The organism is Sediminispirochaeta smaragdinae DSM 11293 (assembly GCF_000143985.1).
Classification (GTDB): domain Bacteria; phylum Spirochaetota; class Spirochaetia; order DSM-16054; family Sediminispirochaetaceae; genus Sediminispirochaeta; species Sediminispirochaeta smaragdinae.
Genome location: NC_014364.1, coordinates 4,468,450 through 4,491,455, shown reverse-complemented (window position 1 = coordinate 4,491,455; position 23,006 = coordinate 4,468,450). Strand labels below are relative to the sequence as shown.

The window sequence follows — 23,006 nt, the reverse complement described above, 5'->3', positions numbered from 1 at the left end:
AATGAAGGAGTCCTGTCCTTCGACAGGACTGCGAGTGCGGTGAAGCAGTGAAATAGATCAGAAAATAGTTAGGAGGGTTGTCATGAAATGGATGCGAAGCGTCCTCGTGGTAAGCATATTGTTTGTGTTGAGTGTCGCTACTCTTTTTGCCGGGGGAAACAAGGAAATTCCCCAAATTCCTCCGGTTACATCCGGTACCCAATATCTTTCACCAAACGGCGATGGTGTGCAGGATGAGGCAACCCTCTCGTTCTCTGTGCGGATTTTTGTAAAAAGCAAAGAGGGTTACGTGCCAGAGTACGGCCTTGAGATCAAGGACGCCTCGGGTACGGTGCTGAGGACTATCGTAGAGAAAGAGAAACGGGACATTGGGTTCTTTGCCGCCCTCTTTTCCGGCTACAAAGAGTTTACGCTTACTCGTCAGGTAACCTGGGACGGTTTGCAGGAATCGGGACAACCCTTTCCCGACGGAAGCTACAAGCTCTCCATCTGGGTAGTGGATGCAAACGGACATCGACAGGAAAGCGAACTTGATGACTTCGTCATAGATACGGTAGCGCCCTCTGCAAAGATTGCTCCCCCAGGTTCCTTGATCTTTAGTCCCAATGGTGACGGGCATATGGATACCATCACGATCACCCATGTAGAGGCAAGTGAAGAGGTCTCGTGGGGCGCTGCAATGGTAAATGCAGCGGGAGAGGCTGTGAGAAACTGGGCTTGGGAAGGCGTTCCTGCGGATGTGGTATGGGACGGCCTTGATGACAACGGTTCTCCGGCTGCCGAAGGAACCTACACCTATGTCCTTCAATCCGTCGATCAAGCGGGCAACGATTCCGGTGAGATTACCCTCACGGGTATCGAACTCAGTCGCCTTGAAACGCCCATAGCGCTTATGCTCAGCCCCGATCATATTAGTCCCAACGGTGACGGCGTACAGGACTCCATGACCATCTATTTCGACAGGAAGGTGACCGAAGGTGTGGTTGCCTGGAGCTGGTCGGTTCTGGATGCCGAAGGAGCCGTTCGTATCGACTCCGAAGGGGCGGACGAGCCTCCGCTGGAACTGGTCTACAACGGCACCGATACCAGCGGTACGATTCTTCCTGAAGGGGACTACTCCTTTTCCTATTCCCTTTCCTACGAAAACGGTAATCGCCCGCAGGTGCAGGAACCCTTTACTATCGACCTGACCCCGCCCGAGGTTTCCATCGTTGTGGAAGACCCGGTATTTAGTCCCGATGGTGACGGTCGGCGGGATAAGGCAAGAATCACCTTCAACGCCGACGAGACGGTTACCTGGGAAGGGGCACTGCTCGATGAGGCTGGAGAAGAGGTCCTTTCCACCGACTCTTCGCAAACAAGCAGCCTGGTGGTCTGGGATGGACGTCGTTCCGACGGAGAAGAGGCTCCCGACGGACCCTATTCAGTGATGGCCAGCTTCACCGACAGGGCCGGGAATACGACCTGGCCGAGTCCCGCAATCTTCCGTCTCGATACCGCCCCGGTAAGCCTTGCGGCTTCCGCGACAAAGGCCTTTAGCCCCAACGGCGACGGCAAAGGCGATATCATGCCCGTGCTTATCGATTCCAGCCAGTATACAGATGTTGAAAGCTGGAGGTTGCGGCTCATCGACGAATCGGGAACCACGGTGCAGGAGTATGGCGGTACCGACACCCTGCCGCAGCAGATGACGTGGGACGGAAGTCTTTCGGACAAGGCTGAATACGCTGCCGCCCCCGAAGGCCGATACCGGGCAGCACTGACGGTTGATTATCTTAAAGGGGCAACGGCCGAGGCCTCAAGCGACTCCTTCCTTCTCGATACCACGCCTCCCGAGGTCAACCTGGCGGTGACCAGCAGCCCCTTTGCCGAGACCGACGAAGGGGTCGAGGGAGAGGTGTTCATCACCGTTCAGGCAAAGGATAACGACGGCATCGCCGACTGGTCCATGGAGTTGGTAGACGAAAAGGGAGAGGTACTGCGAGCCTACGACGGTGCAGGGGATCCTTCCGGGGATATTACCTGGAACCAAAAAACCGACCTCAAGGCTCCAAATGTTGATGCTTCCCGTTTCTCGCTTCGCCTCAGTGTGGCGGACGAAGGTGGAAATGTTGCAACCTTCACCGAACCCGTTCCTCTCGATATTCTGCTGGTGAAGAAAGACGGAAAATTCTACCTCTCGGTTCCCAACGTCATTTTTGGCGCCTATCGGTCGGAGCTTGATTCTGCGGGAGCGGAAATGCTTACACGCAACAATCAGACCATCGATCGGGTCGTCGGTATCTACGATCGCTACCCCAGCTATGATCTCATCCTCGAAGGGCATGCTCTCAATATCTATCGGGGGACCGGCCGGGAAGCGCGGGAGGAGGCGATCCTCCAGCCTCTGACCGAAAGGCGGGCGGCTACGGTAAAGAACGCGCTTGTGGATCAGGGTATGTCGGAGGAGAAGATCGAGACGCAAGCCTTTGGTGGTCGCTTTCCCAATGCTGATGTCACCGACAGGAGCCTCTGGTGGAAGGTGCGCCGTGTCGAGTTTGTGATGGTCCCGCCGGAAGCGTCGCCTCAAAACGACCAGTGACTATGCCTGGTCGTCACTGATAAGAATTTGAAGATCCGGGGTCCCGAAGGCGATAGGCTTTCGGGGCCTTTTGTTTTATCATGGTCAAATGCTGAAACGATTCATCTCATATTACCGTCCCCACTGGGCTCTTTTTATCATTGATATGGCGGCGGCCACGGTGATGGCCGGGCTCTCTATTCTTTTCCCCTATCTGACAAGGGAGCTCCTCCGTACCTACATTCCCCAGAGAAATTCGGCTCTCATCTTCCAGACCTTTGTGATCATGGTGACGATCTATCTGGTCAACTTGGGCTTAAACTATATCAGGATCAAGTGGGGGCACATCCTCGGTGTCAGGATGGAAACCGATATGCGGCGTGAGCTGTTCCGCCATCTCCAGAAGCTCTCCTTCTCATATTATGATCGGGTGAAAACAGGTCATATCATGTCACGTATTTCGAATGATCTGAATATGATTACCGAGGTTGCACATCACGCTCCAGAGGATCTTCTCATTTCCATCGTGGTTCTTATCGGCGCATATTTCTTCATGTTCTTTTTCAGCGTTCCCCTTGCCCTCATCAGCCTGATTCCCCTACCGCTCATGCTGGTCTGGGGGATTTTTATGGGAGGCAAGATGCGCGGCGGTTTTCGGATGGTGAGAAAAGAGGTCGCGGAGATCAACAGCACCGTCGAAAACGCGGTGCAGGGGATAAGAGAGGTGCAGGCCTTCACCAACGAATGGCTGGAAGAAGAGAAATTTCGGGTCTCCAATGATAACTTTAAACAGGCAAAATCCCAGGCCTATACCCAGATGGCGCGCTTCCATTCGGTCATGAATTTCCTTCGGGATATGTACTATCTTACGGTGGTTGGCGGGGGTGCACTTCTGATACTTCAAGGTGTGATTGAAGTGTACGATCTTTTGTCCTTCGTTCTTTTTGTGGGTATCGTGCTGCCTCCCATCGATCGTCTGATCAACTTCAACGAACAGCTTCAGCAAGGATCCGCCTCCTTCGAGCGTTTTATCGAGATTATGGATATCGAGCCGGACATTGTCGATAAAAAGGGGGCAAGGCCTCTCTCCGGGAATCGTTTGCCTATCTGTTACGATTCGGTCTCCTTTCGTTATCAGAAAGAGACCGGGGAGGTCCTTTCTCAGGTGAATCTTAATATCCCTGCCGGCGGGACCGTTGCCGTTGTCGGTGAGTCCGGTGCGGGAAAGAGTACCCTCGTTACCCTCCTTCCGCGATTTTATGAGCCTACCGGGGGACGGATTCTCATTGGAGGGCAGGATATCTGTGATGTTACCCGGGTATCCCTTCGGGAAAAAATCGGCATTGTTCAGCAAAACGTCTTTCTTTTCGATGCGACGATTCGTGAGAATATCATGTACGGCAATCATGATGCCGGGGAAGAAAGGATGAGGGAAGCTGCCGCCTCGGCGAATATCCTTTCTTTTATCGAATCCTTACCCGAAGGATTCGACACCGAGGTCGGAGAGCGGGGCGTGTTACTTTCCGGTGGGCAGAAGCAGCGGATTTCCATTGCGCGGGTCTTTCTGAAAAATCCCCCCATCCTGATTTTCGATGAGGCAACCTCGTCTCTGGACAATGAGTCCGAGGCAATGATACAGGAAGCGATGTTTCGTCTTTCAAAGGATCGCACGACCATCATTATTGCCCATCGTCTATCTACGGTGCGTAACGTCGACACCATCCATGTGATGCGGGCGGGAAAGATTGTTGAGTCGGGAAGCCATGATGAACTTCTTGTCCGGAAAGGCTATTACGCCTCACTCTATAGGCGGCACGCTTTCTAATAGATTTCTCATCAAAATCTCACTGTTCCGATCGGAAGCGGGGATACTATCATTTTCACATGGATATTGATGGTCCGAACCTGGAACGAGAGGTTTTTCTCCGCTATCTCGCAAGCGGAGAGATTCGAAGCTATTTTCAGCCCATCGTCGATCTCTACACGGGCCGCGTGTTCGGTTACGAGATGCTGGTCCGGGGAAGTGGCCGGCTCTTTTCTCCTGCAGCCCTTTTTGCGGAAGCCGACCGCCTTGATCTCGGCTGGGAATTAGAATATGCCTGCAGACGGGCTGCCCTGAATGCCATAGCCGAACGGCATGAGGAGCTGCCCGGAGTCTCTTTTTTTATCAATGTAAGCCCCAATGTTTTTACCAGCAGCGGGTTTCGCAACGGTTTTACCGTACATGCTCTCAAGGAACGTGGAATCGACGGCAGCCGCATTGTGCTTGAAATTACCGAAACCACCAGTGTCAGCGACTATACCGTTTTTGATGAGATGATTCGTCACTATGTTGCCGAGGGGTTTCACATCGCTCTCGATGATTTTGGAGCGGGCCATTCCGGACTTATCACCCTGGTTGCCATCACGCCTCACTATTTGAAACTGGACCGCGAGTTGGTGAAGGGAATTCACCGTAACCACTATAAACAAGGACTGGTAAAGCATATTGCAACCTTTGCCGACAGCGTGGGGAGCCATATCCTGGGGGAGGGGATCGAGACGGAAGAGGAGCTCAATACCTTACTGCGTCTTGGTGCCCGCTACGGACAAGGCTTTTTTTTTGGAAGGCCGGCTTCGGAACCCCGGGCTCCCGATCCTGAGGCTGTTCACTGTTTAGCTCGCCTTGGAAAGGAGTATCGTCACAGCTACTGGTCCCTCGATTTCTCCCTTTACCGAATGGTAGTACGCCCCGAGACGGTTACTCCGGGGACCATGACCTGTAATGCCCTTGATCTTTTCTTTTCGGGGCACAACAGCGTGAGTCACATCGTCGTTGTCGATGAATCGGATCACCCCCTCACGTTAATTACCCGCCAATACTTTTACTCTCTTCTTTCCGGGCGCTACGGATTTTCCGTTTTTCAGCGAAAACCGGTCGATGCCATTGCGAAGAGGGATTTCCTCATTGTGGAGGAGGGGACTGACCTTCGCGTACTGAGCAAACTTGCTATGGGGCGTCCCGAGGATGAGGTCTATGATCCTGTGGTCGTGGTGGATGATGAAGGAAAGCTTTCCGGAACCATCACCATGAAGCAGCTCCTCGCAAAAGCCTTCGATGTGGAGGTGAAATTCGCAGTTAGCGCAAACCCCTTAACCCAGCTACCGGGCAATATGGTGATTCGAGTCTGGCTTGAGGACCTCCTGCATCGGGACCTCTTTACCATCATCTATGCCGATCTCGACAAATTTAAGGAGTACAATGACTCATACGGCTTTTCTTCCGGTGATGATATGATCAAGCTTTTGGCGGAACTTCTCCAGAACCATGTTCAACATTTTGACTCTGTTGCCCGACTCGGCCATGTTGGTGGTGATGACTTTATTGTGCTTGTTGAAGGAATTGTAGACGATGAGCAGCTTCTTCACCTCTGTGAGGATTTTGATCGGAAAAAAGAATCACTGTTTCGGCAGGAAGATATAGAATGCGGTTGCTACCACGCTCTTAATAGAATAGGAGAAGAGGTCGATGTTCCTCTGGTGACCGTAAGTCTCGCGGTGGTAACCAATGAAAATTTTCTCCGGCCCCCTCATCCTGGTAAATTAGGACAGAGTGTCGCCCTTTTGAAACGCAAAATAAAGGAACGAAATGCCGCGACCGGCCGCTCCGGCTTTTTACGGGAGCGGCGGGTTTACGACTATGACGGCGTGAATTGATCCCCCTTTTCCTTTGAAGGGCGAAGCATAACTCCCCCTATGATGGCGGTAAATGGAGCAACCAGGACCAGACCGAAGCTTCCCACCAGGGTGTGAAGTATCTCCGCCGCTACATAACCGAGGTTCACAATGTTGATTCCCGGCGTTCCCTGGGCCATGAAAACCATCAAAAGGGCGGTGTATCCTCCAGAGTATGCAAGAAGTAGGGTCGTGGTCATGGTACCGATAACGGCCCGTCCGACGGCAAATCCCGAGTGGATCAGTTTCTTTCTTTCGACAGTGGGATTGTGTAAGACAATCTCCTCCATGGAAGCCGCAATATCCATGGCGATGTCCATCACCGCTCCACTGCTTGCAAGGAAGATTCCTGCGAAGAGGATGTTCGTCAGATCGAGGTGGGGAAAGCCTGCGTACAAGAGCATCTCGGAAAAGGGCTTTATGGCGCCGTGAACCCGAAAAGCTTTTCCGAAACCGACGGCAAGGATGGCGGTGGCAATCACCCCAACCATTGCCCCGAGGAAGGCTATGAGACTTCGCTTACCCCTGCCTCCCACGAGGAAGATGATGGCCGCCGTGATGATGGCGGTGACGATCATGGTAAGAGGAATCGGGGGCAGCCCCTTGAGAAACCCTGGTATCAGGATTTTCCAGATAACCGCTGCGGTAAAGAGAAAACTGACGATGGCCTTCAGTCCCGTCCATCTGGCGTAAAGGAGCAGGAAGGCGAAGAAGGCAAGGACCAGCAGCGCCTCTACCCTGATCCGATAGTGATCGACCGGCTGTACCGTAAGAATCTCATCTTTGGCTTCATTAAGCTGCAGTACAGCCAAGATCGTATTTCCCGGTGTGTAGAAACGGTCAAGCTCGAGTTTTCCCATCAGGAGGTTGTCGCACTCCTCTTCCTTTCCTTTAAAGGGGCCGGAGGCAATCCTAACGTGCAGGTGCTGGGTTCCCGTGCGAATGATACCGTTGTGGGCCACATCGCTTTCATCGGTGGTGAGTACGACCGCTCGCACTCGTCTTTGCAACTCCCTCCCCGGCCTCTGAAAACCGGTGGGAACAAAGAGCAGGGCGACAAATCCGGCAAAAATCAGGAAGACGAAAAATTGTTCTTTTTTTTCTTTTGTATCGATCAATCTGTTTCTCCTTGTCGAAAAAGTCTACTGTTCGGAATCCTGGTGGTTGAAAGGCGGCAATTTCTTTTCTCTCCGTCAATTGAAAGCCAAATCATGGGAAAACGTATGCACCGGCATAAAAGAAAGGTATCTACCAGCTAAAGGGCATGTGTACCACCAGGATTCCGAACACTAAGTAAAAAAAGCGGGAAGGACGAGTGCCCTTCCCGCAAGAGGTATAGGGAATGATGTTATCGGGCCATGGCGACGGAAGCACCGGCAAACATGGCATTGGAGAGCTTGGTAAAAATATCGGTATTGTCGTAATACCCGTTGAACTGACCGCTTGAAGCACCAAGGGCAAAGGTGGCAACCGGAACACCGGTATGACTGTAGCTTGCCCAGGCGATTCCCGCCCGCTGGTTTAACAGATGGGTGATGGTAACCGACAGGGGTTCATAACCTCCGTAGAGAAGGTACTCATCCTGGCTTTTGGGCCGTTCGACCTCTCCCCCCATGGAGCGAGTAAAGGCTTCCTGCAGCTGAGCCGTTTCGTAATCAGTCAGATCGGTAAGACCGAAGGTTTCTTCGATCTTCGGCATCAGATCGGCAAGAGAACCATTGGGCTTGTTCTCTTTATAGGGTTTCAGGACGTAGGTATCGAACCACTCGAAAGACTTTTTCTGTTTTGCGATTTCATCGAAAGCACTATCGTACTGTGTGCCGGCAAAGCCGAGGGAGAGCCCACCGGTTTCATGGTCACCGGTCACGACAATGAGGGTTTCATTGGGATGGCGGTTGTAGAAATCAACGGCCTTCTGTATCGCCTGGTCAAAGGCAATGGTGTCGTAAATCGACGCGGCGGCATCGTTGGCATGACATGCCCAGTCGATTTTTCCACCTTCCACCATCATGAAGAATCCCTTGTCGTTATCCAAAAGTTCGATTCCCTTTTGGGTAAACTCTGCAAGGGTGATCGCGCTGCTATCCATATCGATGGTGTAATCCAGGGCGTTTGCGGCAAAACCGGTGTTATAGGCGTAGTACTGTTTTTCCGCTTCCGGCTTCATGGCGTTGAACTGCTCCCTGTCCGATGCAATGACAAAGCCCCGTTCCTTCATGATGTCGTGGGCGCTTTTTTCACCTGCAGGGGTCTTGTCTATCCGCACCATGCCTCCGCCGAAGTAGTCGAAGTTACTCTCAGCCATCTGAACATTGATGGCGTAGTAGTCGCTGCGGCTTTTTTTGTGGGCATAAAACACTGCAGGAGTCGCATGGTCGAGGTTTACGCTTGAAACAATTCCTACCTTCATTCCTGCTTCTTTCGCCATTTCTGCGAGGGTCTTGTAGCTGGTCGAACCGGTGGGATCCATCGAAATGACACCCGAGTTGGTTTTGTGCCCGGTTGCAAGGGCGGTCCCTGCCGCGGCGCTGTCGGTAATAAAGGCATTGGCTGCGTAGGTCGTTGTCAAACCTTGTACGGGAAATTTCGAAAATGTGAGCTTTTTCGGGGTGCCTTGATTATCTTTCGTTCCAAGAAGGGCTTCGGCGGCATTGATCTGAGGCAGTGCCATACCGTCTCCAATAAAGAAAAAAACGTACTTTGCCCGGGCCGTTTCTGCCTGGTCGGTCTGTGCTTCCGTGTTTACCGTCTCGGCATTCCCTCCGGCAAAAAGGGCGGCGGAAACAAGAAGCGAGAGGGTCAGTGCAAGAATCCTTTTCATCCTGGTCATGATCGTCTCCTTTTTTGGTTTTGTAAGGAGAGCTTATTAATCAATTGTCAGTACTTGATTATGGATCTGTCGATATTTTGTAAATTGCTTGACACTAAAGTGGTCGGGGCGTAATCTGTTGTAAGATGTTTCAAATTTTCCTTTTCACGAGCTTCTTTATGCGGTACAATTCTTCTCCCCGAAAACAAATTCAATTGATGTAAAGGATTTTTGTATGGGTTCCGAAAGTAACGGAAAGGTGATCCTGGAAACCCGTCACGTGGTAAAGCAGTTTCCCAAGGTGCTTGCTAATGACGACATCAGTATCATCCTGAAAGAAGGGGAGATCCTTAGCCTCCTCGGTGAAAACGGCGCCGGTAAATCGACGCTAATGAATGTTCTCTATGGCCTATACCAACCCACTTCCGGTGAGATGCTCCTTGACGGAAAGCGGGTCCAGTTCGACTCTCCCAAAGATGCTATTCGTCTCGGTCTGGGGATGGTTCATCAACATTTTATGCTGGTGGAAACCCTTACCGTTACGGAAAACATCATTCTGGGTGCCGAGCCTGGAAATGGTGCTGTGATCGATTACCGAAAGGCTCGGCAGGAGGTGTCTGCCCTTTCCGAGAAATATGGTTTGAAAGTCGATCCCGATGCGAAAATCGAGACCCTTTCGGTGGGGCTCCAGCAACGTGTTGAAATCCTCAAGGCGCTCTACCGAAAGGCAAAGATTCTTATTCTCGATGAGCCGACGGCGGTTCTTACCCCTCAGGAGGTGGAAGAGCTTTTCGATGTGATCAAGGAGCTGCGCAAGGGTGGGGTTTCTCTTATCATCATTACTCACAAGCTTGAAGAGGTAATGGAGATCAGTGACCGTGTCTATATTCTCCGACGGGGGAAGATAGAGGGGGAACGGGCGACAAAAGAGTGTACGAAAGAGGAGCTTGCGAACCTGATGGTCGGTCGAAGCGTTGTGCTCACCGTCGAAAAGAAACCAAAGGCCCCAGGAAGCGAGGATGTTTTTCGTATCGAGAATCTGAAAGTCTTAAACGATAAGGAATTTCCTGCGGTCAACGATCTTTCTCTTCATGTCCGTCCCGGAGAGGTCGTCGGTATCGCCGGTGTGGACGGTAACGGTCAGACAGAGCTTGCCGAGGCGATCATGGGACTGCGGCCTGTGGCGGACGGAAGAATTTTTCATCATGGTGACGACATTACCGGCATGAGTACCAAAGCGTTGATCGGACGAAGTATTTCCTATGTTCCTGCCGATCGACAACGTTTCGGCCTTGTTTTGCCCATGACCGTAAGCGAAAACATCGCTATCGGGTATCACGATCGTGTTCCCAACGTACGGGGCATTAATTTAAACTTTCGTGCAATGGACGAATATGCGACAGAACTTGTCGAGCGTTTTGATATTCGTCCTCCTGCGGTTGATGTGAAGGCCGGTAACCTTTCCGGTGGTAATCAGCAGAAGGTCATTCTTGCCAGAGAATTTTCCCGTAAACCGACCTTTCTTCTGGTAAGCCAGCCCACCAGGGGCCTTGATGTCGGAGCCATCGAGTATATCCACAATCAGATCCTGGCGATGCGGGACCAGAATGTTGCTATCCTGCTGATCAGTCTTGAGCTTGAGGAGATTTTCTCCCTTTCCGATCGTATCATTGTTTTATATGAAGGAAAGGTCGTAAAGGAGCTGTCTCCCGAAAAAACCACTGAAAAACAGGTCGGTTTCTATATGACCGGCGGAAAGGAGTAGGGCGATGAGATCATATCGAAACACGCTTTTGATCGCCCTGGTATTGATTCTGGCTATCTCCGGAACAGTTCTCTATCTGGGCAGCTATTTCTGGGGTGGTTTGCTGATTATGGCGGCCGGGGTCCTCTATCTTGTGAATGTCTATTTCGAAAAGGGGAAGGCCGAGGTTCTGTCGATGATACGTCGATACGGCAGAACGATCCTCATTCCGATCATTGGAATACTGGCTTCGCTTCTCCTCGGCATCGTCATCATGCTGGCCACTGGTTACGATCCTATACGGGCTTTTAAGGCGCTTTTCTACGGAGGATTTGTCAAGAACTGGCACATTTCCGTGCTTAATGCGGCCCCGCTTATTTTTACCGGTCTGTCGGTCGCTTTCGCTTTTCAAGCGGGTTTGTTCAACATCGGAGCCGAGGGGCAGTATTACATAGGGGCAATGGCCGCCGCCTGGCTCGGCCTTGTACTCAACCTGCCTGCCCTTATTACGCTTATTCTTATCTTTGTGGTGGCTGGTATCCTGTCCGCGGCCTGGAACTTTGTTCCTGCGCTCTTGAAGGTGAAAACCGGTGCACATGAGGTTATCACCACGATGATGCTGGCCCATGTCGCTCGTTATCTTTCCCCAATTTTCATCAGGGCCTTCGGCGGAGATCCTTCCTCGAGTAAGCATCCCTACGTTACCGATACGATCCTCGAATCGGCATGGCTGCCGCGTTTTCAGCAGTTTCTTCCCAAGTCCAACTACAGGCTGCATACGGGAATCATTATCGCTATCGCCATGGCATTTGTGGTCTATTATATTCTTTATAAAACAAAATACGGTTTTGAGATCAGGGCTGTCGGAGCAAATAAGGATGCCGCCAGAGCTCAGGGGATCAGCATTGGAAAAAATATTTTTCGTGCCTTGCTTTTCGCCGGATTCCTTGCCGGTTTCGCCGGTGTGAATCAGGTTGTCGGTCTTGACCATAAACTGTTTGAGAACCTTCAGGCAAACTACGGTTGGAACGGGATTAGTGTGGCGCTTCTTGCCGGTAATAATCCCATCGTCGTCATTTTTACCGGCCTGCTTTGGGGGGCTCTCGATGCAGGCGGTCAATATATGGCAAGAACAACCCAGACGCCGAATGCCATTGTCGAGATTGTCAAAGGTGTCATGCTTTTCCTCATTGTGGCAAAATACATCTATGTGTATATCGGCAACAGTCTGAAGCGGCGCAGCAAAACAAAAGCGGCCCCAGATGCCGCAAAGGCGAGGGGGTAGTCAGATGCTTGCAATATTTAACACCGATCTTCTTGTTGCGATGATACGCCTTTCTACGCCGATTACCCTGGCAGCCATCGGGGCAACCATTTGCGAACGGTCGGGGATCGTCAATATCGCCATGGAAGGCATCATGATCGTCGGTGCCTTTTTTGCAACGGTTGTCGCCTATTATACCGGTAGTCCTTGGCTGGGACTTCTTGCCGGTGTGCTTGCCGGCGGTCTTTACAGCATGATTCACGCGGTGGCGACGGTTACGTTTCACCTGGAACATGTGGTTTCCGGTGCCGTTCTCAATGTACTTGCCTTCGGCATTACCCGCTATTTCATGGTCCTTTTTTTCGGTCATCCCGGGACCACCGACCCGATACCCAAAGGGCTTGGCGAATACCAGTTCGCCATTCCCCTTTTGTCCAAGATCCCCGTATTGGGGCCTGCGCTTTTCAACCAGACGCCCATCGTCTATATGAGTTTCGTTCTCGTCATTCTTTTCACCTGGTTTCTGAAGAAGACGAAGGTCGGATTGCATATTCGGGCTGCAGGAGAACATCCCCTTGCCCTTGAGACCATCGGTGTCTCGGTCTATAAGATGCGTTATCTCGGCGTGCTTATTTCCGGTCTCACTTCCGGGCTTGCCGGTGCCTTTCTTTCCATTGAAAACGGGGTTTCCTTCACCGAGGGAATGAGCAACGGAAAGGGATTTATCGCTCTTGCTGCCATGATTTCCGGCAGCTGGAATCCCGTTGGGGCTTTCCTTGCTTCGCTCTTTTTCGGTTTTGCCGATGCGCTTCAAATTCGATTTCAGGTTTTCAAGCTTTTGCCGATTCCCGAAGAGCTTTTCATTATCTTTCCCTATCTTGCGACGGTCATCGCCGTTGCCGGGCTGGTGAGGAAAAGCCGATCTCCGAAAGCTGACGGAGAGGATTTTATGATCGAGAAGACGGGAGAGTGAATCGGTAATCATTGTGCCTGTACGGCAGAGTGATTATACTATACGTTCTAACGTAAAACGTAACAGGAGGAGTTACAATGAAAAAGAGCTTTCAAATGCTTGCAATCGGTATTGCACTGTTTCTTTCCGTCGGTATGGTATTTGCCGGTGGTCAGCAAGACAACGCGGCTGCTGGAGATAGTGGACAGCTGATTGCGGCTATGGCCACCGATGTTGGAGGCCTCGGTGATAAATCTTTCAACGATGGAGCCTACGAAGGCCTGACGAGAGGTGAGGCTCTCGGCTTTGAAGCCCGAGTTGTTGAATCAAAGCAGCAGACCGACTATGTGCCAAATCTTGCCGGTCTTGCCGAAGATGGTGCTAGTATTGTGTTTGCCGTTGGTTATCTGATGGAACAGGCCGTCAAAGAGGCAGCTGTCCAGAATCCGAATACCTACTTTGCCGGAATCGATATCGGTACTAGCGAGGGTGACCCCGAAAACTTCCTCGGTATCCTCTATAAAGAGCAGGAGTCCGGTTACCTCGCAGGTGTTGTTGCTGGTCTTATGACAAAGCAGTACGCTTCAGCCTCTCCGAAGCTGAACGACAAAAACGTTGTCGGTGTTGTGCTTGGGATGTTTATCCCTGCCGTAGAGAAGTATGAAGTCGGTTTTATCCAGGGAGTGAAGTCGGTCAACCCCGATTGTAAGGTTCTTTCTGTTACCACCGGTTCCTTTGTGGACCAGGCTAAGGGAAAAGAGGCTGCCCTTGCAATGATCGATCAGGGTGCCGATATTGTTTTCCATGCTGCAGGACTTACCGGTCTCGGTGCTATCCAGGCGGCAAAAGAGCGGGGCGTCCTTGCCATCGGTGTTGATGTTGATCAGAGTTCTGTGGCTCCCGATACCGTTCTTACCAGTGCCGTTAAGAAAATCCCCGAGTCCGTCTATATTGCCCTCGAAGAGGTAAAGGACGGAACCTTTCAGGGCGGAACAAAGGTCTTCGGTATCGAAGAGGACGCTACTGGAATCAGCCCTTTCAACCAGTTCAACGATGTCGTTCCTCAGGAAGTGAAAGATGCCGTTGCCAAGGCCATCGGGGATATGAAGGCCGGAAAGGTCAAGATTGCGACCACCCGTGCCGAACTGGGCCTTTAAAGATTCGGAATTGTATATTGCGGCCAGGCGTATATCGTCTGGCCTTTTTTTTCTAAGGAGAATGCTATCATGAGCGAAAGATTAGCGGCAGCCCAAAAAGCCGTGGAACTCATTCTTTCCAAGATCGGTACTCCTCCCGAAATTGGTCTGATTCTTGGTTCGGGGCTTGGGGTTCTTGGAGATGAAATTGAACGACCCGTTATAATTGATTACAAGGATATACCCGGATTCCCCGTATCGACGGTTCCCGGCCATGCCGGTCGTCTTGTCGTTGGTGAATTGGAGGGGCGTCGGGTTTTGGTGATGCAGGGACGCTTCCATTTTTACGAGGGATACGGCTTCGACCAGGTCACCTTTCCGGTCCTTGCGATGAAGGTCATGGGTATTGAGAACCTTCTGGTGACCAATGCCGCAGGCGGGGTCAATATGGCTTTTCATCCCGCAGACCTTATGCTGATCACCGACCACATAAAATTCTTCGTCGACAGTCCGTTGCGGGGAAAAAATGTTGACGAGCTTGGACCCCGTTTCAACGACATGAGCGAGGCCTATTCCCGTAAGCTGCGGGACCTTGCCAAAAGGGTTGCCGCAGAGAAGGGCATCGATCTTCGGGAAGGGGTTTATGCCTTTATGGGAGGGCCCAGCTTTGAAACTCCCGCGGAGATTCGCATGCTCAGAACCCTCGGAGCCGATGCCGTGGGTATGTCCACCGTTCCCGAGGTTATTACCGCGGCCCATGCAGGGATGAAGGTGCTCGGCATCAGCTGTATCAGCAATATGGCGGCGGGAATCCTTCCTCAGCCCCTGAACCATAAAGAGGTGATGGAGACCGGAGAGCTTGTAAAAGAAAAGTTCCTTAGCCTCGTCCGCGCTATCATCCGGATCTGGCCATAACCTCCCTTTTCAGTTTCGACCTACAAGGGCTGTAGCGGCTTCGGCCGCTGCGGCTACGATGGCCTCTTCTCCGGGGACTTTCCCTCCCGCCATAAGAACCGATCCGTCGCACATGACCGTATCGACGCAAGCTCCGTCGGCTGCATAAGCGATATTGCTGATAGGATTGTGTAATGGTGCCATTCGGGGAGCGGTGAGATCGAGGAAAATGATATCTGCCGGTGCCCCTGCACGAATCTCGGCTCCCAGGTTTCCGAAGGGGCCGATCTTCTCGTCGTGCGTTGCCGCGCCCCCGGTGATCAAAGCAACTATCTCCTCGGCCGGTAAGAGGGTCGGGTCTCCGAAGTGATGTTTCTGCAGTAACCCTGCAAGGCGGCCGTCCGAGAAAAGGTCGAGGGCATTGTTGCTGGCACAGCCGTCGGTTCCGATCATAAGGGGAATCCCGCGCCTCCGATACTCCTGATAAGGAAAGCATGAACCTGCCGATGTTTTCATGTTGCTTGCAGGATTGTGCACCATGGTGACACCCCTGGCTGCGAGAATATCAAGGTCCTCTTCATCTACCCAAATCCCATGGGCGGCAATGCAGTTTGTATCGAGTACCCCAAGCTCGTCGAGATAGGCGACAGGCCGCTTACCGGTTTGGGCAAGGCAGTTGGCGACCTCTTTTTCGCTTTCCGCCAAATGGATGTGAAAAGGAATATTCTCCTGCTTTGCTCTTTCTGCACACCATTGCAGGGTGTCGGCCCCGACAGTGTAGATGGCGTGGGGTGCAATGGCCAGAGAGACCCGCTTTCGTTCATCGGCCTCGTTGCCTTTGGGGCCAAAACGGTCGACTTCTTCTAAGATTTGCCGACGGGCTTCTTCGGCTTTTTTCGGATCGGAGAAATCGATGATTGCCGATCCCACGGCCGCTTTTATTCCCATCTCCCGATAGGCCCGCCACGCTTCCGGCAGGAAAAAGTACATATCATTGCAGAAGATTGTTCCGCTCTTTATCATTTCCAGACAGGCAAGGCGGACCCCGTGATAGACATCTTCGCCGGTAAGTTTTGCCTCTGTCGGCCAAATTTTCTCATTGAGCCAGGGATAGAGTTTCATGTCGTCTGCAAAGCCGCGAAGGAGAGTCATTGCAGAATGCGCATGACCGTTTTTCAGGGCAGGCATGGCAAGTTTACCGCTGCAATCGACCTTCAGATCCGTGGGCTCCTGTTCCGCAGCTTTTCCGACGGCAGCTATGTTCGTGTCGTCGACAAGAATGGAACTATTGTGGAGCATCTCATTGGGTGTGAGTAAAATATCAATGGTATGGTACAGTGTTCTCATGGCATGATATCATATCATACTTCAGCGAGAAGGAGCCTTAGATGATACGTCCGAGATGTGATATTTCAATTCTTTCTTCCCGTCGGCAGGCTGAAATCTGGAATGATACCCTTGCCTTTCGGCTTGAACATCTTCTTTCCCGTTTGATGGAGCGGGAGGGCTTTGACGCGTGGATCGTTGCTGCCCGGGAGTATAACGAAGGCCCTCTGTTGCCGACCTTCCTTCCCGAACCTATGATGACGGCCAGGCGTCTGACCATACTCTTATTCCTCCGAAAAGAGGATGGTAGCCTCGAGCGGCTCTCCTTCTCTCCTCCTTATCCGGAACTGGCCCCCTATTATCGCCCTGCCTGGTCGAAGGCCTCGGGTATCGATCAGTGGGATGCCCTTGCCGGGGTATTGCAAAAGAGCTCTCCGTCTCGAATCGGAATCAATGTCTCCCAGGAGTTCGCTTTTGGCGACGGCCTTTCGGTCGGACTTTTTCGTCGACTTGAGGCGGCCCTGGAGAAGGCCGGTGGTATTGCATTGGTTCATGCCCTTGCCAGTGCCGAATCGCTTGCCGTCGCTTGGCTGGAAACTCGCACCGCTCCTGAGCTTGAGCGTTACGGAAAAATTGTTGCTCTTGCCCACCGCATTATCGATGAAGCCTTCAGTCCTGCCCTTGTTCACCCCGGCGTCACATCCACAGACGATATCGCCTGGTGGATAAGGGAGCGTATCGAAACCCTCGGGCTTTCTGCCTGGTTTATGCCTACCGTTGATCTTCAGCGACGGGGTTCGGAGGATCCCCAACGTTCGGGGCTTGTCATCCAAGGTGGAGATCTTCTCCATTGTGATGTAGGACTGCGTTATCTGGGGCTCTGCACCGATACCCAGAAGTTGGCCTACGTTCTTAAAGAGGGGGAATCCTGTGCACCGGAAGGGATCCTCAGCCTCGTCAAAGAGGGAAACAGGCTCCAGGATCTCCTTACCGATCGCTTTGTTGCGGGTAGAAGCGGTAATGAAATCCTTCTCTCGACCCTGAAAGCGGCAGAGGACGCAGGTATGGAGGCGACGGTATACACCCATCCCATAGGATTTCACGGCCATGGAGCCGGCCCCACCATCGGGCTCTATAATCAGCAGGAGACCATCCCTGTTAAGGGAGATTACCCGCTTTATAACGACACCTGTTATGCGATCGAGCTGAATGCCGCCCTGCCGATAGCCGAGTGGGAAGGTCAAAAAGCCTATGCCTTTCTCGAACAGACCGCTGCCTTTACCGGAGGAAAAGTGGTCTATTTCGACGGAAGGCAAACCGAGCCTATCCTGGTCTAAAGACGGACTTGGGTTTGGGAAGCAAAAGGTCGGGGCTTTTACTTTCCGGCGATCTTCTTTACAATAATCGGGACACGGTTTATCCAGGAGAAATATACATGGACATTGATGTGAAGAGTCTCCACCCTCTGGAGATCAGGTTGCTACGATCTGTCCGGTTCGGCGAGGATATTTCCGCCGACGGGATCGTACGGGAACTCAACTACAAACTGGGACAATGTAATCAGGCCTTTAGCTGGCTTTCCAGCCGCGGTTTTATCGAAGAGTCGAGCCGCACCGCAAGGACTTTTTTTGAAATAACCGATCTCGGCCGCAGTTTTGCCGCCGAAGGGACCCCTGAAGAACGGATTTTTACCCTTCTGACGAAGGAAGGTGCAAAAACCATGCCCGACATTGCCTCATCGCTGTCTCTTGAAAACAGGGATGTCGGTTCCGCCTTTGGCCAGTTGAGCAAGGAAGGGGTCCTGCGCATGGGCGAAGGCAAGCGGGTCGAGCTTGTAGCCGACGGGCCTTCGGCCAGAATGGGGCAGATACGGAAGCTGCTGGAGAGCGGGGCAAAAGAGGAACGCCTGGAAGAGCGTTCACTTTCGAAAGAGCAGTTGGAGGTAATGAAGGGGATCAGTAAAAAGCGGGGTGCTGCAGCGGCTCCCTTCAGGGTCAGCGAACGCGAAGAGGTGCTCTACCGGCTGACGGAGCTCGGTGCCGAAGCAAAGAAGGTCATCGAAGCCGAAGGACTCACCGGTGAGGAAATCGGTTCGGTGACACCTGAACTTCTCTCCTCAGGAAAGTGGAAGAATGTCGACTTCCGCGAATATAGCCTCAACACGACACCGACGCGTGTCTTGCTCGGTCGAAGAAACCCCTATTCGGAGTACCTTCAGTGGGTCAAGGATAAGCTTATCAGTCTCGGCTTTGAAGAGTTTGATGGTCCTCTGGTTGAGACCGAATTCTGGAACGGTGATGCCCTCTTTATGCCTCAGTTTCACAGCGCCAGGGATATCCATGATGTCTACTATGTTGCCGAGCCCGAACGGGCCCGTGAAATAGAACAGCCCTATCTGGATCAGGTTGCGGCAACCCATGAAAACGGATGGAAGAGCGGCAGCCGCGGCTGGGGCTACACCTTTGACCGGGATTTTACCCGTCGGCTGATTCTCAGAAGCCAGGGAACGGTTCTCTCTGCGAAACAGCTTCCCAAGGCGAAGATTCCCGGAAAATACTTCGGCATTGTTCGTTGTTTCCGCTACGATCAGGTCGATGCGACCCATGGTGCCGATTTCTATCAAACCGAAGGGATCATGCTTGGTGAAGATGTTAATTTGCGCACCCTCCTCGGGCTTTTGAAGATGTTTGCCGAAGAGGTAGCCGGGGCCGAAGAGGTCAAGTATGTTCCGGGATACTTTCCTTTCACCGAACCCTCAATCGAGGTTCACATTAAACATCCTCGGCTTGGTTGGTTTGAGCTTGGAGGAAGCGGTATCTTCCGTCCCGAGGTGACGAAAGCCTTGGGTGTCGATGTTCCGGTCCTTGCATGGGGGCTTGGGATTGATCGTATGGCCCTCATGAATCTGGGGCTCAACGATCTTCGGGAGCTTTTTACCGCAAATATTGAGAATGTACGGCTTAGGAGGAGAAAATAGCGATGCCAAAGATTGAACTATACGCCGACGCCCTCTATGGTTTCGCCGGAAAACGCTATACAGAACAGGGCCTTGAAGAGGTTTTTCCCTGTGCCAAGGCCGAACTCGACGGAAGCGACCCCGATGAAGGGATCCTGAAGGTCGAATTGAACGACACCAACCGTCCCGACCTTTGGTCTACCGCAGGGCTGGGACGCCAGCTTTGTTGTTATGAAACAGGAAAACTTCCCAGCTATTCCTTTTTTTCCACCGATGACAAGCCGCAGGACTATGGCGACAGGATCGTTGAAGTGGATCCCGCCATCAAAGAAACGCGCCCCTTTATCGTAGCTTTTGCCATTTTCGGTAAGGGGGTGGATGAGGCGACCCTCAAGGATCTGATTCAGACCCAGGAAAAGCTCTGCTGGAACTTCGGACGAAAGAGAAAATCCATTGCCATGGGGGTCTATCGCAGCGATCTTTTCGCCTATCCGATTCGCTATAAGGCAGTCGATCCGGATACAACCAAATTTGTTCCCCTTCAGGAAGAACGGGAGATGAGTCTTCGGCAAATTCTCAACGAGCACCCCAAGGGAAAGGAGTTCGGCCATATTGTCGCCGCCGATCGTCTCTTCCCCTTTATTGTGGATAAGGACGAAAAGGTACTCAGTTTCCCTCCTATCATCAACAGCGCAGAGATCGGTGCCGTAAAGATCGGTGACGGCCACCTCTTTGTCGAACTGACCGGGACCGTTATGGAGGACCTTGCTTTGACGGCCTCGATCGTCGCCTGTGACCTTGCCGATGCCGGTTATACGATCCTGCCGGTCAAGGTAGTCTATCCCTACGATACCCCCTTCGGCCGCGAGGTGGTCTTTCCCCGCTATTTCCAGCAGCCGATCCAGGCTAAGGTTTCTTATATTCAAAAGCTTCTCGGTGAAGACCTTTCGGCACAGGAGTGCATCGAAGCCCTTTCCCGTATGGGCGTTGCAGCTTCCTCCGACAGTTCCGAGGATCCCGTGCTGACGGTTCGTGTCCCTGAGTATCGCAACGATTTTCTTCATCCTGCGGATGTTGCAGAAGATGTCATGATTGGGCGGGGGGTCGCGACCTTCCCTCCCGTGTTTCCTTCCGACTATACCATCGGCCGTCTTTCTGCCGAGGAGCATTTTGCCCGCAGAATAAAGGATATCATGGTCGGGCTTGGTTATCAGGAAATGATGTACAACTATCTTGGCAGCCGGAAAGACTATATCGAAAAGATGCATGTAGAGGGAAAAGAGTATATTCGTATCGCGAACCCTATGACCGAGAACTACGAATATGTTCGTGCCTCTATCCTTCCAAATATGCTGGAATCGGAATCGGTGAGCGGAAATGCCGTATATCCCCACAAAATCTTTGAAACGGGAAAAATTGCACGGCTTGACGAAACGGATAATTCGGGGACGGTTACCAAGAATTGCCTCGGCTTTCTCATCAGCGACCGAGAGGCGGGGTTCAACGATGCACTGAGCCACATCTCCGCAATCTTCTACTACATTGCCAAGGAGTACGACCTCAGGGAACTGGACGATCCCCGGTTTATTTCAGGCCGCTGTGCTCGAATCTTCAGTGACGGGAAGGAGCTTGGACTGTTTGGGGAAATTCATCCTGTGGTGCTCGAAAGCTGGGGAATTCAGATGCCCTGTGCCGGGGGCGAAATAGATCTTGATCTGCTTTTAGCGGCAAAAGGAGAAGCGTAATGGATCTTACACTCAAGGCGGTTGATCTCTCCTGGGAGGATGGATGCAACATTATTGTCGGACAGAGTCATTTCATCAAGACGATCGAGGATATCCCCGAGATTCTTGCCACGTCCGTACCCGGTATTCAGTACGGCCTTGCCTTCTGTGAGGCCAGTGGTCCCTGTCTGATACGGACCGAGGGGACCGATTCCGATCTCATAGATCAGGCTGTCGCTTGTGCTCAAAAGGTCGCCGCCGGTCATACCTTTTTCCTTATTTTGCGAAACTGTTATCCCATCAATGTACTTGACCGAATCAAGGCCTGTCCCGAGGTTGTTCACCTTTTTGCGGCTACCGCTAATGAGCTCCAACTGGTGGTTGCCTCAACCGATCAGGGGAACGGAATCATTGGTGCCATCGACGGTTTTGCTCCAAAGGGTGTGGAGAGCGACAGCGACAAGGCTGATCGAAAATCCTTGTTAAGGACCATCGGCTACAAATTAGGTTGAAATCGGACGGACCTCCAGTGTTTGATGTTTCATGACAGAACGGACCGGATCGGCTCTTGTCAGCCGTTCCGGTTTTTTTCTCTTCTTGATTTATGAAGGTTTCGATTTATAATCTATAAAAAGACGGGGGCAGCTATGGCAAAACGGGTACTTCTTATTGATGAATCGACACTTTTTCGAAACTATCTGAAAGAAAAATTAGAAAGCCACGGGGTAGAAGTTCTTGTCGGTGTCAATGGACTTGATGGTTGGGTGAAAATGCGAAACGAACTACCCGACCTTGTCGTCATGGATTACTATCTTTCTCGAAAAGGGTGCATTGAGATTCTAAAAGAGAAGAAAACAAACCGGAACATAGAGCATATTCCGGTTATCATGCTTGCCCCCAAAATCGACCGAGGGCATGTGCTTGAGCTTGCCGGTATGAACGTGAAAAAGATCTTTTCAAAACCGGTCAAAATGGAAGGCTTACTGGAGACCATCAGTTTGCTTATCGGACAGAGCATAGAGATGGACAAAAGCCCCTGTGTGGTCGAGGCCCACTTCAACGAAGATATTCTGTTTATTGAGATTGCCAGAGGGCTCAATGCGGAAAAGGTTGAATTGCTCGGATATAAGATTGTCGAGCTGCTTGAATTGTATGATGTCGTCGTTCCCAAGGTCCTGCTCATGATGTCGAGTGTGGAACTTCCCGAGGATCATATCTTTAAACTTAAACGGCTTCTCGATGTTATTTTTCAATATGCACAGCCCAATCCCCGGCTTATAAAGATCCTGACGGCTAACGATCGGATAAAGAGCTATGTTCAAGGTTCTACCGATTATCAGGATATTTCGGTCTTTTCCAGTCTTGAAGATGCAATGGACGAACTGGTCGGCCTTAAGGCCGATTCCATTGCCCATGACGAGGTTGCCCAGAAAAAATTGCTTACCAGCAGTAAACCCAAAAAAGAGATGGATGAATCGATTCAGCTTCGCTACGACGCCGGAGAGCGTATAAAGGACGATGAAGAAAGGGAACCAAGGGGCGTTTTTGCGAGTGAAGCAACGGTCGCAATCGTTGATGATGATTTCATTATTCAGGAGTTGGTAAAGACTGTTTTTTCCGAGACTAATTGGAACCTCAAGGTGTACGGAGACGGCAAAGACTTTTTGCTTGACGAACCAAATCAGAACTTCGATCTGGTCTTTCTTGATCTTATGATGCCGAAGGTGAATGGTTTTCAAGTATTGGAATATTTGAAAACAAAAAAGCTTGATATACCGGTCATCGTCTTTTCGGCCCTCTCAAAAAAAGAGACCATTGTTAAGGCTGTCGGTTTTGGGATTAAGAGTTATTTGATTAAACCCTTGAAGCCCGAGCAGCTGTTGAAAAAAGCGACGGAAGTGCTGAGCACTTCATTTTAGCGAAGAAT

Annotated in this window: 16 protein-coding genes; 13 read left to right on the top strand and 3 right to left on the bottom strand. The window is 51.7% G+C overall.

Annotation, left to right across the window (positions count from 1 at the left end; translation table 11 throughout):
• Nucleotides 1-82 precede the first annotated feature (82 nt).
• The 3 genes from SPIRS_RS20880 (at nucleotide 83) to SPIRS_RS20870 (ending at nucleotide 6,256) form a co-directional block, all read left to right on the top strand.
• On the top strand, nucleotides 83-2,581 hold the full coding sequence (locus tag SPIRS_RS20880; RefSeq protein ID WP_013256684.1) for a T9SS type B sorting domain-containing protein: 2,499 nt from the start codon (nucleotides 83-85) through the stop codon (nucleotides 2,579-2,581).
• An 88-nt stretch (nucleotides 2,582-2,669) separates the two neighbouring features.
• On the top strand, nucleotides 2,670-4,385 hold the full coding sequence (locus SPIRS_RS20875) for an ABC transporter ATP-binding protein (RefSeq protein ID WP_013256683.1): 1,716 nt from the start codon (nucleotides 2,670-2,672) through the stop codon (nucleotides 4,383-4,385).
• Between the two features lie 59 nt (nucleotides 4,386-4,444).
• A complete protein-coding gene (locus SPIRS_RS20870) occupies nucleotides 4,445-6,256 on the top strand; it encodes a bifunctional diguanylate cyclase/phosphodiesterase (protein ID WP_013256682.1) in 1,812 nt (603 codons plus the stop codon).
• On the opposite strand, the gene SPIRS_RS20865 is transcribed toward SPIRS_RS20870, so the two are convergent.
• Together SPIRS_RS20865 and SPIRS_RS20860 are read right to left on the bottom strand one after the other, a co-directional pair.
• Nucleotides 6,238-7,392: a YibE/F family protein gene (locus SPIRS_RS20865; protein ID WP_013256681.1), complete on the bottom strand. Its 1,155-nt coding sequence runs from the start codon at nucleotides 7,390-7,392 to the stop codon at nucleotides 6,238-6,240. The two genes, SPIRS_RS20870 and SPIRS_RS20865, sit on opposite strands and share 19 nt — an antisense overlap.
• Before the next feature lie 230 nt (nucleotides 7,393-7,622).
• A complete protein-coding gene (locus SPIRS_RS20860; RefSeq protein ID WP_013256680.1) occupies nucleotides 7,623-9,104 on the bottom strand; it encodes an alkaline phosphatase in 1,482 nt (493 codons plus the stop codon).
• Nucleotides 9,105-9,318: 214 nt separating this feature from the next.
• Between SPIRS_RS20860 and SPIRS_RS20855 the strand changes: the two genes are divergently transcribed.
• The 5 genes from SPIRS_RS20855 to SPIRS_RS20835 all read left to right on the top strand — a co-directional run bounded on the left by SPIRS_RS20855 (nucleotide 9,319) and on the right by SPIRS_RS20835 (nucleotide 15,094).
• On the top strand, nucleotides 9,319-10,848 hold the full coding sequence (locus SPIRS_RS20855; RefSeq protein ID WP_013256679.1) for an ABC transporter ATP-binding protein: 1,530 nt from the start codon (nucleotides 9,319-9,321) through the stop codon (nucleotides 10,846-10,848).
• Between the two features lie 4 nt (nucleotides 10,849-10,852).
• Entirely contained in the window at nucleotides 10,853-12,112 is a 1,260-nt protein-coding gene (locus tag SPIRS_RS20850; RefSeq protein ID WP_013256678.1) for an ABC transporter permease, read from the top strand.
• Between the two features lie 4 nt (nucleotides 12,113-12,116).
• On the top strand, nucleotides 12,117-13,064 hold the full coding sequence (locus SPIRS_RS20845; RefSeq protein ID WP_013256677.1) for an ABC transporter permease: 948 nt from the start codon (nucleotides 12,117-12,119) through the stop codon (nucleotides 13,062-13,064).
• A 77-nt stretch (nucleotides 13,065-13,141) separates the two neighbouring features.
• On the top strand, nucleotides 13,142-14,200 hold the full coding sequence (locus SPIRS_RS20840; RefSeq protein WP_013256676.1) for a BMP family lipoprotein: 1,059 nt from the start codon (nucleotides 13,142-13,144) through the stop codon (nucleotides 14,198-14,200).
• A gap of 69 nt (nucleotides 14,201-14,269) precedes the next feature.
• Nucleotides 14,270-15,094 carry a purine-nucleoside phosphorylase gene (locus SPIRS_RS20835; protein WP_013256675.1) on the top strand — a complete coding sequence of 275 codons (825 nt, stop codon included), beginning with the start codon at nucleotides 14,270-14,272 and terminating at the stop codon, nucleotides 15,092-15,094.
• 9 nt (nucleotides 15,095-15,103) lie between these two features.
• On the opposite strand, the gene SPIRS_RS20830 is transcribed toward SPIRS_RS20835, so the two are convergent.
• Nucleotides 15,104-16,420 carry an amidohydrolase gene (locus SPIRS_RS20830; RefSeq protein ID WP_013256674.1) on the bottom strand — a complete coding sequence of 439 codons (1,317 nt, stop codon included), beginning with the start codon at nucleotides 16,418-16,420 and terminating at the stop codon, nucleotides 15,104-15,106.
• A gap of 41 nt (nucleotides 16,421-16,461) precedes the next feature.
• Between SPIRS_RS20830 and SPIRS_RS20825 the strand changes: the two genes are divergently transcribed.
• The 5 genes from SPIRS_RS20825 to SPIRS_RS20805 all read left to right on the top strand — a co-directional run bounded on the left by SPIRS_RS20825 (nucleotide 16,462) and on the right by SPIRS_RS20805 (nucleotide 22,998).
• A complete protein-coding gene (locus SPIRS_RS20825) occupies nucleotides 16,462-17,736 on the top strand; it encodes a M24 family metallopeptidase (protein ID WP_013256673.1) in 1,275 nt (424 codons plus the stop codon).
• A 98-nt stretch (nucleotides 17,737-17,834) separates the two neighbouring features.
• On the top strand, nucleotides 17,835-19,376 hold the full coding sequence (pheS, locus tag SPIRS_RS20820) for a phenylalanine--tRNA ligase subunit alpha (protein WP_013256672.1): 1,542 nt from the start codon (nucleotides 17,835-17,837) through the stop codon (nucleotides 19,374-19,376).
• Nucleotides 19,377-19,378: 2 nt separating this feature from the next.
• Complete coding sequence (pheT, locus tag SPIRS_RS20815; protein WP_013256671.1) at nucleotides 19,379-21,100, top strand: phenylalanine--tRNA ligase subunit beta; 1,722 nt, start codon at nucleotides 19,379-19,381, stop codon at nucleotides 21,098-21,100.
• Nucleotides 21,100-21,591: an adenosine-specific kinase gene (locus SPIRS_RS20810; RefSeq protein WP_013256670.1), complete on the top strand. Its 492-nt coding sequence runs from the start codon at nucleotides 21,100-21,102 to the stop codon at nucleotides 21,589-21,591. Before pheT ends, SPIRS_RS20810 begins: the two co-directional genes overlap by 1 nt.
• A gap of 135 nt (nucleotides 21,592-21,726) precedes the next feature.
• On the top strand, nucleotides 21,727-22,998 hold the full coding sequence (locus tag SPIRS_RS20805) for a response regulator (RefSeq protein WP_013256669.1): 1,272 nt from the start codon (nucleotides 21,727-21,729) through the stop codon (nucleotides 22,996-22,998).
• Nucleotides 22,999-23,006 lie beyond the last annotated feature (8 nt).